The sequence below is a fragment of the Actinoplanes cyaneus genome (assembly GCF_016862095.1).
In the GTDB taxonomy this organism is placed as follows: domain Bacteria; phylum Actinomycetota; class Actinomycetes; order Mycobacteriales; family Micromonosporaceae; genus Actinoplanes; species Actinoplanes cyaneus.
On the sequence record NZ_BOMH01000011.1, the window covers coordinates 1 to 14,283 of the forward strand.

Annotated in this window: 13 protein-coding genes; 5 read left to right on the forward strand and 8 right to left on the reverse strand. The window is 71.7% G+C overall.

Going from position 1 to position 14,283, the window contains the following annotated elements; genetic code table 11:
* Positions 1-345: 345 nt before the first annotated feature.
* Positions 346-1,140 (reverse strand): isocitrate lyase/PEP mutase family protein, encoded by a 795-nt coding sequence (locus tag Acy02nite_RS07235; protein WP_203739038.1) that lies wholly within the window; start codon positions 1,138-1,140, stop codon positions 346-348.
* Between the two features lie 9 nt (positions 1,141-1,149).
* Positions 1,150-2,133, reverse strand: coding sequence for an NAD(P)-dependent alcohol dehydrogenase (locus Acy02nite_RS07240; RefSeq protein WP_203739039.1), 984 nt, complete (start codon positions 2,131-2,133; stop codon positions 1,150-1,152).
* 92 nt (positions 2,134-2,225) lie between these two features.
* Between Acy02nite_RS07240 and Acy02nite_RS07245 the strand changes: the two genes are divergently transcribed.
* Entirely contained in the window at positions 2,226-2,891 is a 666-nt protein-coding gene (locus tag Acy02nite_RS07245) for a TetR/AcrR family transcriptional regulator (RefSeq protein WP_203739040.1), read from the forward strand.
* Positions 2,892-2,971: 80 nt separating this feature from the next.
* Here the strand turns inward: Acy02nite_RS07245 and Acy02nite_RS07250 are convergent, their stop codons facing one another.
* Entirely contained in the window at positions 2,972-3,544 is a 573-nt protein-coding gene (locus Acy02nite_RS07250; protein WP_203739041.1) for an FBP domain-containing protein, read from the reverse strand.
* Between the two features lie 32 nt (positions 3,545-3,576).
* Positions 3,577-5,904 carry a sensor histidine kinase gene (locus Acy02nite_RS07255; protein ID WP_239174385.1) on the reverse strand — a complete coding sequence of 776 codons (2,328 nt, stop codon included), beginning with the start codon at positions 5,902-5,904 and terminating at the stop codon, positions 3,577-3,579.
* Positions 5,905-6,102: 198 nt separating this feature from the next.
* On the opposite strand from Acy02nite_RS07255, the gene Acy02nite_RS07260 reads away from it, so the two are divergent.
* Complete coding sequence (locus Acy02nite_RS07260) at positions 6,103-6,681, forward strand: cadmium resistance transporter (protein ID WP_203739042.1); 579 nt, start codon at positions 6,103-6,105, stop codon at positions 6,679-6,681.
* Between the two features lie 393 nt (positions 6,682-7,074).
* Here the strand turns inward: Acy02nite_RS07260 and Acy02nite_RS07265 are convergent, their stop codons facing one another.
* From Acy02nite_RS07265 to Acy02nite_RS07280, 4 genes are all read right to left on the reverse strand, one after another.
* Positions 7,075-7,653, reverse strand: coding sequence for a hypothetical protein (locus tag Acy02nite_RS07265; RefSeq protein ID WP_239174387.1), 579 nt, complete (start codon positions 7,651-7,653; stop codon positions 7,075-7,077).
* A 19-nt stretch (positions 7,654-7,672) separates the two neighbouring features.
* Entirely contained in the window at positions 7,673-8,866 is a 1,194-nt protein-coding gene (locus Acy02nite_RS07270) for a GAF domain-containing sensor histidine kinase (RefSeq protein ID WP_203739043.1), read from the reverse strand.
* A gap of 173 nt (positions 8,867-9,039) precedes the next feature.
* Positions 9,040-9,549, reverse strand: coding sequence for a hypothetical protein (locus Acy02nite_RS07275; RefSeq protein ID WP_203739044.1), 510 nt, complete (start codon positions 9,547-9,549; stop codon positions 9,040-9,042).
* A 104-nt stretch (positions 9,550-9,653) separates the two neighbouring features.
* Positions 9,654-10,637, reverse strand: a complete 984-nt coding sequence (locus tag Acy02nite_RS07280; RefSeq protein ID WP_203739045.1) for a hypothetical protein — start codon at positions 10,635-10,637, stop codon at positions 9,654-9,656.
* 159 nt (positions 10,638-10,796) lie between these two features.
* Between Acy02nite_RS07280 and Acy02nite_RS07285 the strand changes: the two genes are divergently transcribed.
* From Acy02nite_RS07285 to Acy02nite_RS07295, 3 genes are read left to right on the forward strand one after another with little or no spacing between them, the layout of a single operon-like run.
* Positions 10,797-12,206 carry a family 2B encapsulin nanocompartment shell protein gene (locus Acy02nite_RS07285; protein WP_239174389.1) on the forward strand — a complete coding sequence of 470 codons (1,410 nt, stop codon included), beginning with the start codon at positions 10,797-10,799 and terminating at the stop codon, positions 12,204-12,206.
* Between the two features lie 2 nt (positions 12,207-12,208).
* Positions 12,209-13,396 carry a family 2 encapsulin nanocompartment cargo protein terpene cyclase gene (locus Acy02nite_RS07290; RefSeq protein WP_239174391.1) on the forward strand — a complete coding sequence of 396 codons (1,188 nt, stop codon included), beginning with the start codon at positions 12,209-12,211 and terminating at the stop codon, positions 13,394-13,396.
* Positions 13,393-14,247, forward strand: coding sequence for a geranyl diphosphate 2-C-methyltransferase (locus Acy02nite_RS07295; protein ID WP_203739047.1), 855 nt, complete (start codon positions 13,393-13,395; stop codon positions 14,245-14,247). The genes Acy02nite_RS07290 and Acy02nite_RS07295 overlap by 4 nt, the downstream gene beginning before the upstream one ends.
* Positions 14,248-14,283 lie beyond the last annotated feature (36 nt).

Sequence of the window (14,283 nt, forward strand, 5' to 3'; positions counted from 1 at the left end):
AGAACGCGAAACCCACAAGGGCGATCTCCGCGGCTGGGCACGGTCAGAGCAACAGACCCGCTCACCGGCCCAGCCCGCAGAACCCGCCCGCCCGCGAACCTCCCGCTCGTGCCGGGTGCCGGGTGCTGTGCGGTTGGCGCGCTGTGCGTTCGCGGCCATGCTGTGGGTCGGGCTCGGCGGCGCGGCCGCGGGTTCCGGCTGGTTCTCATGGGCGTTATTCGTGCCTCATAACGCCCATGAGAACCAGCTCGGGGCCGGCGCCTGTGCTGCTGGCGGCGTTGCGTGGTTGGTGTGCTGTGTTGCTGGTCGGTGTTGCGCGGTCGGTGTGCGGTCGCGGCTGCTGCTTCAGGCGGGGAAGGCGGCTGTGATCTCGTCGTCGCGCAGCGACCGGGCGCGGAACGTCGTGGTCCCCGCGGTCAGAAGCTCCTGGGCGGCGTCACGCATGGCGCCGTAGGCGGCCCACGCCAGGGCGCCGCCCGTGGAGACCCGGCGGACACCCAGCCCGGCCAGCTCGGGAACGGCCGGTGCCCCGCCGACAGCCAGGACGTTCACCGGGGCGGGCACCTCCGCGACGACCCGGGCGATGTCGGCCGCGGCGCGCAGACCGGGCGCGTAGACGACGTCGGCGCCCGCCTCCCGGTACGCCTGGAGGCGAGCGATCGTGTCGTCGAGATCGTCGTGACCGTACAAATGGTTCTCGGCCCGTGCGGTCAGCACGATCCCGTGACGCGCGCAGGCCTCGGCGGCCGCTGCCACCCGCTCGGCGCCGGCCGTGCGGGTCTCGAGGCGACCGGTCGCCGGGTCGTAGTCCTCGATCGAGATGCCCGCCGCGCCGGCCGCGGCCAGCAGGTCCACCGTCTCCCGGATGCCGGCCGCGGTCTCCGCGAAGCACCGCTCGGCGTCCACGTTCAGCGGGATCCCGGCCGCGGCGGTCAGCGCGGCCACGTGCGCGACCAGCTCGTCCCGGGTGACGTGCTGATCCTGCTTGCCGAGGGTGGCCGCGAACCCGGACGACGTGGTGGCCAGCGCCGCGAACCCCAGGCTCGCCAGCAGCCGGGCCGAGCCGGCGTCCCACGGGTTCGGCATGATGAACGTGCCGGTCTCGTGCAGTTCCCTGAAGCGTTCACGCAGCCCACTCATGGCCCGACCCTAGACGGTCAGGATGACCTTGGCGCGCGCGTGCTCCGTCTCCAGATAGCGGATCGCGGCGGCCGTCTCGGCCAGCGGGAACGTCCGGTCGATCGCCGGGGTGACCTGACCCGACTCGGTCAGGCGGCGCAGCTCGTCGAGGGTCTCGCGGCTCGGGGACGGGGTCGGCGTGATCAGCCGCCGGCCGCGGAGGAACGGGGCGAGCAGCTTGGCCCTGACGAACAGCGGCATCGGGCCGGCCAGGCTGCCCCCGGTGGAGACCCCGCCCCCGGACAGGACGAGCGTGCCGCTGGGCGTGAGCAGCCGGAGCAGGTCGCGCAGGCGGCGGTTGCCGACCAGGTCGAGGATCACGTCGTACCGCCGCGGGCTCCTGGTGAAATCGTCGATCGTGTAGTCGATCACGTGGTCGGCGCCGAGGCCCGCGACCAGATCGGCGTTGCGGCCGCTGCACACGGCGGTGACCGCGGCGCCGGACGCCGTGGCGATCTGCACGGCGAAGGTGCCGACACCGCCGGACGCGCCGTTGATCAGGGCCTGCTGGCCGCCGGTCAGCCCGGACTCACGGAGGCAGACCAGGGCGGTTGCGCCGGCCAGGGGCAGGGCGGCGGCCTCGGCGAAGGTCAGATGCGCGGGTTTCGGGGCGGCGAACCGCTGCGGGACGCAGACGAACTCGGCGAAGGCGCCCTGCGCGTCACCGGCGTCGGCGAAGACCTCGTCACCCTTGTCGAAATCGGTCACGCCGGGGCCGACGTCGACGACCTCGCCGGCCAGGTCGCGCCCGCGGATGCGGCGGCCCGGGCGGGACAGGCCCATGGCGGCGCGCATCACGTACGGGTCGCCGCGCATGAGGTGCCAGTCGGCCGCGTTGAGCGCCGCCGCCCGTACCCGGACGAGCACTTCGCCGTGACTCGGGATCGGGGTGCCGACCTCGGCGAGCCGGAGCCGCTCGGGGCCGCCGTACTGGTCCTGAACGATCGCTTTCACGGTGGTCTCCTCTCAGGTGTACGGCGTACACCTTCAGGTCGAGAGTAGGTGTACGCCGTACACCCGTCAATCGCCGGCATTAGGGTTGGCACGTGGATGTCGTGGAGCGGCGAACCCCGCTGAACCGGGCGCGGGTGCTGCGAGCCGCGCTGGAGCTGGCCGATCGCGTCGGTCTCGAGGCGCTGAGCATGCGCAACCTGGCGCAGGAGCTGGGCGTGGTCCCGATGGCGCTCTACAAGCACGTCGCCGGCAAGGACGAGCTGCTGGACGCGATGCTCGATGCGGTGATCGCCGACATCACCCCCGATCCGGGTACGCCGGGATCAGGCTGGAAAGCCGCGGTCCGGGCCCGCGTCCTCGGCGCCCGCCGGGCCCTGCTGCGGCACCCGTGGGCCTGGCGGCTGATCGACTCGCGGACCGATCCGACGCCGGCGATGCTCGCCTACCTGGACTCGGTGATCGGCCTCTTCCTGGTCGGCGGCTTCACCCCGGACCAGACGCACCACATCGTGCACGCGCTGGGCACGCGGATGCTCGGCTACACCCAGGACCTGTTCGCCGACTCGCAGCCGACGCCGCCCGAGGTGCAGCGCGCGGCGGCGCAGGCGATGGCCGCGACCTACCCGAACCTGGCCGCGATGGCCACGGCCGCGGCGCACGACGAGTCGTCGGTGGTCGGCTCGGGCTGCGACGACCAGTTCGAGTTCGAGTTCGCCCTGGACCTGCTGCTCGACGGCTTCGAACGCCTGCGCCGCTGACTGTGGACTCTTTGACTGTTCTGCCCGGGCTGCGCCCGAACGCCCGGCCCGGGCACGTGGCAGTCGTCCGGGATGCCGGCTCAGGCGGCGGTGATGCGGGTGGTGAAGGCGGTCAGTTTCAGCAGCGCACGGTCGATCTTCTCGGTCTGGGTGAGCGTCTCCTCGAAGCGGACCAGCCGCATCCTCGGGCGTCGCTTGCCGCGCAGGTAGAGAGAGCACGCGAGGTCCGAGCACAGGTACTCGCCGACCGAGTTGCCGTTGCGACCGGCCGCGCCGGCGAGCGGCGCCGTGAACAGGCTCACCCCGCCGGCGGAGTGGTCGGTCAGGCAGACCTGGCACATGCTGGAGCGGGCCGCACTGCCCCGGCCGCCGCCACGTTCCGCCTTCCGCAGCAGGATGGCGACCGGCGCCGAGCCGATCGCCGCGCCGGTGCCGGACGCTGAGGCCGCGCCGGGGCCGGGGCCGGACGCAGAGGCAGCGCCGGGCACCACGATCGCCGCGCGCTGCGGGGCGGACGGGTCGATCCAGCCGAAGAAGTCCAGGTCACCCCAGGGCACGTCGCGGAAGTCGGCAGGCAGCTTGATCCGCGCCGCCTCGCCCTTGCTGCAGTTGACGAACGAGGCCCGGATCGCTGCCTCGCTGATCGGCTCCATAGGTCGGACCTTTGCACATCGATGCGGGGCCGTCACCCGATTTCCAGGTGCAACGTGAACACACTGCCGGTCGGCGTACCCGGCTGGTAGGAGACGCGACCGCTGTTGGCCTCGGCGAGGCTCGCGACGATGTGCAGCCCGAGCCCGTGCCCCTCGGCGGCACTCTCCGAGGCCCGCGTGTATCGCTCGAACAGCCGTGTTCGCATCTCTTCGGGCACTCCGGAGCCCTCGTCGTGCACGCTGATCCGCACCGGCCCGTCATCGGCGGTGACGGTGACGGCTGTCGCTCCACCGCCGTACTTCCGGGCGTTGGTCAGGAAGTTGACGATGATCTGGCGCAGATGTGCCGGGTTGACCAGCACCGTCACGTCGTCCGGGCAGGAGATCGGCACCACCGTGTCGGCCGCGTCCGCCGCGTCCCGCAGTGCCGGGGCCAGCGGGACCGGCTGGCGCACCGCCGACAGTTCCCCGGCGTCGAGCTGGCACATCGCCAGCACGTTGTGCCGCAGTTCGTCGATCCGGCGTCCGGCGGTGATGATCCGGCTCGTGAGGTTGGCCAGGTCGGGCGGGAGCCCGGCGTCGCCGAGCATCTCACCGAAGCCCATGATCGCGGTCAGGGGCGTGCCGATGTCGTGCGACAGCATCCCCATCAGGTCGAGTTTCAGCTGGTTGGCGCGGAGCAGTTGCTCGTTGCGCTCGGCGAGCACGGTCTGCGCCGCGTCCCGTTCACGCTGGGCCCGAACCTGCTCGGTGATGTCCTGGACGATCCCGATCAGGTGCAGCGGCCGTCCGTCGGCGTCGCGGATCAGGCGCACCCCGGTGTGCACGTCGATCGTGTGACCGTCGGCGTGCACCAGGCGTTTGACCCGCTCGTAGGAGTCGCCCTCCTCGGCGAAGAGCCCGGCGAGCGCCTCGGTGTCGCCGGGCCGGTCGTCCGGGTGGGTCAGCAGGAACACGCCGTACCCGGCGAGGTCGGCCGGGGATCGGCCGACCATCCGCGCGTACGCGTCGTTGACGTGCAGGATGTTCCCGTCCAGCCCGACGATCACCTGCCCGATCGTGGACTGGTGGAACTGCACCCGGAAGCGCCGCTCGCTCTCCTCCCGGGCCTCCTCGGCACGCCGGCGCGCGGTGATGTCCGTGTTCGTCTCGATGATCTCGTGCTCCGCGCCGTTCGCGGCGGGACGCGACACGTGCCGGCTGAGCACGACGACGGTGCGGCCGTCGGAGCGCCGATGCTCCAGCTCACCGGCCCAGGCGCCGGTCTCCCGCAGGGACCGTTCCAGCTCGGGCAGGTGGGTGGGGAAGCGCGCGGAGAGCAGCCGGTGGATGTTGCGCCCGACCGCGGCGCCGGCCGGCCAGCCGTACATCTGCTCGGCGCCCTGATTCCAGAAGCGGATCGTCCCGTCCGGGTCGCGCACGATGATCGCGGCCGGCGCCGCGTCGATCAGTTCGGCCTGCCGCCGCAGTTGCGCCTCGGCGGCCCGGCGGTCGCTGATGTCGTGCAGGAACGCGTGGAACACCGGCCGCCCGCCGGTCATGTTCGTGGCCTGCAACGTGAACTCGACCGGGAACGTCCGCCCGTCCCGGTCGATCGCGGGCAGCTCGAGACGCTTCCCGGCCAGCACCGACCTGCCGGTCTCACGAACCCGGTCCAGCCCGCGCCGGTGCGCGTCGCGGTGCTCGTCGGGCACGATCAGCTTGCTCAGATCGGCGCCGACCGCCTCGTCGCGCTGCCAGCCGAACAGCCGCTCGGCGGCCGGATTCCACTCCTGGACCAGGCCGTCCGCGTCGATCGACACGTACGCGTCCTGCGAGACCTCCAGGATCCGCCGGACGACGGCGGACGTCTCCTCCGCATGCTGCGCGACCCGGACCAGCTCGATCTCGGACGCCACCGCGGCCGCGAGGTCGTTCAGCACGGCCAGGTCGTTCTCGGACCATTCGCGGGGAGTGCTGTCGATCGCACAGAACGAGCCGAGGGTCTGCCCGCCGACCCGGACAGGCATTCCCGCGTACGCGACCACGCCGATCTCGTCGATCGCCAGATTGTCCCTGACCAGCGGATGTTCCCGGGCGTTGGTCACCACGAGGGGCTGGTCGGCGTCGACGACGTGCTGGCAGAACGAGTGTGACAGCGGCGTCTGCCCGCGCTCGGCCCACGGCTGTGGCAGCCCGATCTGGCTCGCGAACACCTGACGGTCGTCGAGGACGAGCGAGACCAGCGCGGTCGGTGTGCCGAGCAGCCGCGCCGCCAGCCGCGTCAGTCTCCGCAGCCCGGGAGGCTCGCCGGCGTCGAGCAGCCCGGTCGCGCGCACCGCCGCCACCCGCTCCGGCCTGTCCACCAGACGCACTGCCACGCTCCGTTCTTCGGCAGTCCCGGCTGCCAACTGAGCGCGACCTTTGTCATTCTTCTACCGATTTGCCGGTACGGCGCCCCGGCCGCCCTCAGGACCCGGCACCGATCCCGCGCCGGCCGGGCAGCGCGCGCACGACCTCGGGCACCCGCCGGTGCGGCCACCGGGCAGGATGGTCGGGCGCGAGCGAGGGGAGACGGCATGAGTGTGGGCATCATCGGTCAGGCGATCGGGCTCTTTGCGGTCACCAACGTCGACGACCTCCTCATCCTGGCGCTGTTCTTCGGGCGGGCCGCCGGCCGCCGGCACGCCGTCCGGGACATCGCGCTCGGGCAGTACCTCGGTTTCGCCGCGATCCTGGTGGTGGCGAGCACTGCCGCGTTCGGCGCGACGTTCCTGCCGGAGCGGGCCGTTCCGTTGCTCGGGCTGCTGCCGCTCGCGCTGGGTGTCAAGGCCGCCGTGCAGGCGTGGCGGCACCGCCACGACCGGGACGAGGAGTCCGAGTCCCGGGACGGCGGGCCGCGCCCGCTGGAGATCGCCGCGGTGACGTTCGCGAACGGCGGGGACAACGTCGGGGTCTACGTCCCGGTGTTTGCCACCGCCGGCATCGGCGGGATGACGACGTACGTCATCGTGTTCCTGATCCTGGTCGGTGTCTGGGTCGCGGCGGGGCGCTTCTTCGCCACGCGCCCCCTGATCGCCCGCGCCCTGAGCCGCCGAGGTCACGTCGTGCTGCCCGTCGTCCTGATCGGTATCGGTCTGCTGATCCTGCTCGGTTAGCGCAGCCCTGTCCACTGTGTGGTTCCCGAGCGGGACCTTCCAGCAGGAACCCCGACAGCCCGCCCGCTCCGCGGCCGTCGCGAGGCCGTCCTGACTCCCGGCAGCAGCGCGGCGCACCCCTCCGGCTGGTTCTCATGGGCGTTATGAGGCACGAATAACGTCCATGAGAACCAGCCCGAACCCGCAGCCGCGCCGCTGCCGGGACCCGCGCGGGGAAGGCGCTGCTCGATATCGCGCGGGGGATCCCCGTGGCGGTCACGACGCGTGAACGGCGACTGGGAGAGCCGGCCGTCGGGATCGGCGACCGGGAGAGCCGGCCGTCGGGATCGGCGACGGGGAGAGCGGGCCGTCGGCGGGCAGCGAGCAGGCTGTGGGGAGCGGCGGGGCCGGCTGTCAGGGGACCGCGCCCAGCATGGTCAGCACGTCGGTGAACATCGTGGTCGTCGCCACCGGGTTCAGGTGCTCGGCCTGCCAGCCGCGGCTCCGCACGCCCTGCAGCACCGCGATCATCGTGGTCCGCACGGTGCGCAGCGTGGCCGGGGAGAGCAGGACCGCCGACGTGCCGTCCGCGTGCGCGGCCCGGGACGCGGCGCCGAGGGCGACCAGCGCGGCGGCCGAGCCGTTCAGGATCTGGGCGACGTGCAGCCTGTCCCGGTCGAGGTTGAAGGCGGCGACGTGCACGGCCAGCCCGAGGCCGGCCATCAGCCGCCCGGTCTCGTCGCCGCTGAGCACCGCCGGCATGGTCGCCGAGTCGTCCTCGACCACCGCGGCGCCGTCGCCGAAGCTGGTGACGAGCTCGGCCGCGAGCTCCGGCGGGACCGTGAGACCGGCCGGCGGGACGCCGGGGAACTGGCGGCGCAGCGCGGCCTCGACCGCGTCCCGGATCACGTAGCCCGGCACCACACGCCCGTGCTCGGTGAGCCGCCGCATGATCACCTCGACGACGTCGTCCGGGGTCATCGACGGCTCCATCCACCTACCGTAACCGGGCTCAGGCCGCGGCGGGCAGGGTGACCCGGGCGGTGGTGCCGCACATGTCGCTGGTCACCTCGAGTGAACCCAGGTGCGCGGCGATCGCGGCGCGAGCGATCGTCAGGCCCAGCCCGACGCCGGGGACGGCCTGTTCACGGGCGTACCGGCCGCGGTAGAAGCGGTCGAAGACGTACGGCAGCTCGTCCTCGGGAATTCCCATCCCACTGTCGATGATCTCGATCGTGGGCTGCGGAGTGCCGGTGACCCGGACGGTGATCGGCCGGTCGGCCGGGGTGAACAGCAGCGCGTTGCTCAGCAGCTGCTCGACGGCGTGCGCGAGCCGGGCCAGGTCGGCGCGGACCGGCAGCGGCGGCCCGGGCCGTACGTCGATCGGCTCGGCCCGCAGCGCGGCGAGCGCCCGGCAGGAGGTGAGCGCCGCGGCGACCACGGTGTTCAGGTCGACCGGGCCGATCGGGGCGGGCAGCGGCGCGTCGTGCGGGCGGGTGCCGGCCAGGATGTGGTCGACCATCGCGACCAGGCGCCGCCCGTTGCGGTGGATCGGCTCGATCAGCCGGCGGTAGGGTTCCAGCTCCTCGTTCTCGGCGAGCAGCTCGAGGTATCCCTGGATGCTGGTCACGGGGGTGCGCAGCTCGTGCGTGATCGTGGCGACCAGATCCTCCTCGCGCTGCGCGGCGCGGGCCAGGTGATCGCCGAGCTCGGCCATCCGCAGCCGGCTGCGAATCGCGGCGAGGTGCTGCGCGGCCTGCCCGGCGAACGTGGTGAGCGCGTCGATCTGCCGGTCGGCGACCTCGCGCGGCTGGTCGTCGATCACGCACATCGCGCCGAGCACGTGACCGTCCTCGTCGACGACCGGGGCGCCGGCGTAGAACCGGATGTGGGGCGCGTCGATCACGTTGCGGTAGGCGGAGAAGCGCGGGTGCAGCGTGGCGTCCGGGACGACCAGCGGCTTGCGGGTGGGGACGAGCGTCGCGCAGAACGACACGTCGAGCGGCGTCTCCCGGTCGGCGAGACCGACGTTGCCGGCGAACCACTGCCGGTCCCGCTCGACGAGGGAGACCGCGGCCATCGGGGTGTCGAACATGGTGGCCGCGAGCCGGGTCAGATCGTCGAGCACGGCCGGGCGCGGCTGGTCCAGCACCCGGTACGTCCGCAGCGCGGCCAGCCGAGCCTCGTCGTTGACCTCGTCGCTCACAGCCTGCCCATCGGCCCTGCCCCGCGATTGCTGAGGCCGCCCAGACGGTGTTTCGCCGGCCGGACCGGCCACACTCCGGGCCACGCCGCAGCCCCGGTCGTACTCCGGACCACGCCGCAGCCCCGGCCACACTCCGGGCCACGCCGCAGCCCCGGTCGTACTCCGAAACGCCGCTAGGTGAAGCGGAGCCGCATGGTGTCGGTGTGGCCGGACCAGGTGAGGGTGAGTTCCCAGCAGCCGGCCGCCGGGATGGTGACGCTGGACGGGCCGGCGCCGTTCGGCAGTTCCTGGTGAGCCGTCCGGCCGTCGGCGCGCACCGCGTCGATGACCAGGGGGCTGGCCGTCTCGACCGGCAGCCGGGACACCCAGAGGATCTTGGTGCCGTTCTCCGGGTCGGCCACCGGCGGGTACTGGAACGTGATCGCCATCAGGTCACCGCGGTCGCCAAGCACGTGCGGGGTGCCGGAGCCGTCGTAGTTGAAACCGGCCAGCGCCCACTCCGGGAGCGCGTCCCGGCTGACGCCGGCGTCGCAGTCACCGGACCGGACGGGGGCCGCGGCCCGGGACGTGGCCGGCAGGGACGGGGAGGGCGCGGGCGCCGCACCGGGCCCGGGCCCGGGGGCGGTGCAGGCGCCCAGCGCCAGGATCACGCAGGCTGACGACGTACGCGCGAAATGCCTCACCCCTCGCACTGTCGCAGCGACCGTGACCCGGTGGCCATCGCCGGCGTCGTGTAGCGCGCCATCTGACGGATCGCCGGAATCCGGGAACCGATCCCGCGGACGCGTCAGGCCTTGCGGGCTACGGCGTGCTTGCCGGAGGCCGTGACCGTGTATGCGGCGGTGGCCTTGGTGAACGGGTTGATCGCGCTGATCCGGACGCCGCCCTTGATGTCGGCGACCACGAGGACGTTCACGCCGAGGTTCCGGTTCGCCGTGCTGACCTCGGCGCGTGTCCACTTGCGCAGGTTGGCGACCTTGACGGTCTTCTTCTTCGACTTGGTCTCGACGACCTTGGCGCTGCCGGTGGCGGCCCGCTTCACCTTGCCGGCCATGTCCAGGTAGGCGAGGGCCTTCATCAGCGTCGGCATACCGATCGACTTCGCCGTCGTCGGGAGGGTCACCGTCTGGGGGCCGTAGTTCCAGGTGAACGCCTCGTCGATCTGGGGCATGCCGGCCTTGGCGGCGGTCAGCACCCCGCCGGAGCCGGCCGTGAAGGTGATCGTCAGGAGCTCGTCGTCGGTGTACGAGTAGTCGACAGTCCCGTCGTCGTGGACGGTCTTGGTGCCGGCGTGCAGGGTGTCCTCGGCCACCAGCTCGGACGGGACCGGCAGGTTGTCCCTCGTCCAGGCGCCCAGGGTGAGCTTGGTGTCCGCCTGGAAGGCGTAGCGGGCGGCGGGCCGGCCGGCCATCGCGACGGCGGCCCGCTCGGTCTTGCCGTTGAAGTAGATCCACTGACCCTTGCCGGCCTGGGCGAACGCGCCGACCGCGCCGATGAGTCCGGTGGCGGTGAAGTAGCCGAGCCCGTGCGCGGGGTCGGCTGCGAACTTCGCGGTGCCCTTCTGCGTGGTGCCGTTCGCGGTGATGCTGAGTCGCAGGTCGCCGCCGAAGCCGGACAGCTCGGCCGGCGCGGTCGTGCCGGCCACGCCTTTGAGCGCGGCGGACATCTCCGCGGCGGTCAGCGGCGTGGTGGTGTCCTCGGCGAGCGCGGCGCCGGGTGCGGTGAGGATGCCGGCCGCGAGCGACGCGGTGGCGAGAAGAGCACGGAACACCGTAGGTGTCCTTTCTGTACGGGGCAGGAGCCGGTTCGAGCCTAGAAGCGCTGGTCAGAGCACGTGTGCAGATTCGGTGAAACCCGACAAACTCCCCGGACGGTGCGATAGAACGACCAAGAGACAGCAGGAATGAAAACCGACGAACGGGGTACGACGGTGGCTACTCCCACGCAGTCCGAGATCCGCGCGGAAGAGTTGGAGCAGCAGCGGCAGAGCCTCAGCACGGCGGCCGCGCGCAACCTCACGACGACCACCAAGACGGCTCCGCAGATGCAGGAGATCACCTCCCGCTGGCTGCTGCGCAAGCTTCCGTGGGTCCAGGTCGCCGGCGGCGTGTACCGGGTGAACCGGCGGATGACCTACCGGATCGGTGACGGCCGGCTCAGCTTCACCAACGTCGGCGCCCAGGTCCGGGTCGTCCCGGCCGAGCTGCGGGAGCTCTCGGTGCTCAGCGAGTTCGACGACGCCGAGGTCCTCGCCGCCATGGCGGACCGGTTCGAGCAGCACGAGTACGAGCCCGGCCAGGTGATCGTCGAGTTCGGCTCGGTCGCCGACCAGGTCTACCTGATCGCGCACGGCAAGGTCAGCAAGATCGGCGTGGGCGCATACGGCGACCCGGTCAACCTCGGCGTGGTCGCGGACGGCGAGGCGTTCGGGGAGCACGCGCTGACCGACGACGCCGGGATCTGGGACTACACCGCCAAGGCGATGACCGCGGTGACCCTGCTGACCCTGCCGCGCCGGGCCTTCACCGAGATCCTCGGGCACAGCGACCACCTGCGCGCCCACGTCGAGAAGTTCCGCGCCAAGAACCGCCGGCCGCAGAACAAGCACGGCGAGGCGGCGATCGCGGTCGCGGCGGGACACAAGGGCGAGCCGGAACTCGACGGCACGTACGTCGACTACGAGCTGACGCCCCGCGAGTACGAGCTCAGCGTCGCGCAGACCATCCTGCGCGTGCACACCCGGGTCGCCGACCTCTACAACGAGCCGATGAACCAGGTGGAGCAGCAGCTCCGGCTGACCGTCGAGGCGCTGCGCGAGCGCCAGGAGTACGAAATGATCAACAACCGCGAGTTCGGCCTGCTGCACAACGCCGACCTGCGGCAGCGCATCCACACCCGGGGCGGCCCGCCGACCCCCGACGACCTGGACGAGCTGCTCAGCATGCGGCGCGCCACGAAGATGTTCGTGGCCCACCCGCAGGCGATCGCGGCGTTCGGCAGGGAGTGCACCAAGCGCGGCATCTACCCGCCGATGGTGGAGCGGGACGGCGGCACCTTCCTGTCCTGGCGCGGCGTGCCGATCCTGCCGTGCGGCAAGATCCCGGTGACCGAGACGCACACGACGTCGATCCTGGCGATGCGTACCGGGGAGGCGGACCAGGGTGTGGTCGGGCTGCACCAGACCGGGATCCCCGACGAGTACCAGCCGAGCCTCTCGGTGCGCTTCATGGGGATCAACGAGCAGGCGATCATGTCCTACCTGGTCAGCGCGTACTACTCGGCGGCGGTACTGGTGCCGGACGCGCTGGGCATCCTGGACCACGTCGAGCTGTCGCACTGATCATGATCGGCACCCGGCTGGCGCCCGAGCCGTCGTTGCACGATCTCGGACGCGCGATCCTGTCCGATTTCGACCACGCGCCACCTGCCGATCTCGGTGCGGTGCTCGCGGCCGCGCCCAGGAGTGGCGTGACCGGAAGTGGTCGCGCTCCTCACGACGTACGCCAGCAATTCGATCTTGATCTGAAGGGTCTCGGCACGTCTGCCGCCCGGGCTTTCCGGCAGCGGTCGCAGCCTCGGCTCTTCTGCCCGGGGCCGCTGCGGGACGACCGCGCGCTGGGTGAGCGGGTCAACGAGGAGATGCTGCGGTGGGCCGCGGAGACCGGGATCTACCCCGGACGGCTGGACAAGCTGCGCGAGGCCGATTTCGGTCGCTACATGATGCTCGCCCATCCGGCCACGAGCGACCCGGACCGGCTCCTCGCCGCGACGAAATGCCTGGTGGCGGAGTGGGCTGCGGACGACTACTACGTGGACGAGGTGTCGCTGGGCGCCGACCCGATGGTGGTCGGCTCGCGGCTGGCCAACCTCTACGCGGTGGTCGACCCGCCGTCGCTGCCGGGCGGATACGCGAGCCAGAAGGACGCGTATCACCGGCTCCAGCCGATCTCGACGGCGTTCCGCACCGCGATGGAGCACCTGGCCCGGTACGCCAGCGTCACCCAGCTGGCCCGCTTCCGGCACCAGCTGGCCATCCTGTTCCTGGCCTGGACCCAGGAGGCCGACTGGCACGTGAACCGGCGCACGCCGCCGGTCTGGGAGTACCTGGTGCAGCGGCACCTCAACAGCTACCTGCCGCCGATGATCCTGATGGACGTGCTGGGCGGCTACGAACTGCCGCCCGGCGAGTTCTTCCACCCGGAGGTCCGTGCGGCGTTCACGACGGCGGGCAACGCCGCCGTGCTGATCAACGACCTCTACTCGCAGAAGAACGAGTCCGAGACCGATCACAATCTGCCGAGTGTGCTCGCCGCCGAGGAGCGTCTCACCCACCGGGAGGCGGTGTTCCGCACGGTGGAGATCCACAACGAGCTGATGGAGACGTTCGTGAGCCGGGCCGCGCGCCTGAGTGCGACCGGGTCGCCCGCTCTGCGGCGGTTCTTCGCCGACACGTGGGCGTACCTGGGCGGCAGCCGGGAGTGGCACGCGACCAGCGGCCGTTATCACGATTCCAAGGAGGGCAAGCCATGACGACCACCGCGGTCTCCCCGTTGCGCACCGACTTCGAGCGCTCGGTGGCGAACTACTGGAACACCAACCGGGCCGACCCGGTCAACCTGCGGCTCGGCGAGGTCGACGGGCTCTACCACCACCACTACGGCGTCGGCGAGCCCGACCGGTCCGTGCTGGAGGGGCCGCCCGAGACCCGGGAGCAGCGCATCATCGCCGAGCTGCACCGGCTGGAGAACGCGCAGGCCGACCTGCTGCTCGACCATCTCGGGCCGATCACGCCGGCCGACGCGCTGCTGGACGGCGGATCCGGGCGCGGCGGCACCAGCATCATGGCGAACGCGCGGTTCGGCTGCCGGGTCGACGGCGTGTCGATCTCGGAGTACCAGGTGGGGTTCGCCAACGAGCAGGCCGCGCTGCGCGGTGTTGCCGACCGGGTGCAGTTCCACTTCCGCAACATGCTCGACGCCGGCATCGCCTCCGGCAGCCGGCAGGCGATCTGGACCAACGAGACGACGATGTACGTCGACCTGTTCGACCTCTACGCGGAATTCGCCCGCATGCTGCGCTTCGGCGGCCGGTACGTCTGCGTCACCGGTTGCGCGAACGACGTGACCGGGCGGCGCTCCAAGTCGGTCAGCAGGATCAACGAGCACTACACCTGCGACATCCACCCGCGCAGCGACTACTTCAAAGCGCTCGCGGCGCACGATCTCGTCCCGATCACCGTGGTCGACCTGACCGCGGCGACCATCCCGTACTGGGAACTGCGCGCCCGCTCGGAGGTCGCCACCGGGATCGAGCAGGCTTTCCTCACGGCGTACCGGGAGGGCAGTTTCCACTACCTCCTGATCGCCGCCGACCGGGTCTGACCAGCCCGGCCGGAATTGCCGCCGCCGGGGGCCGGC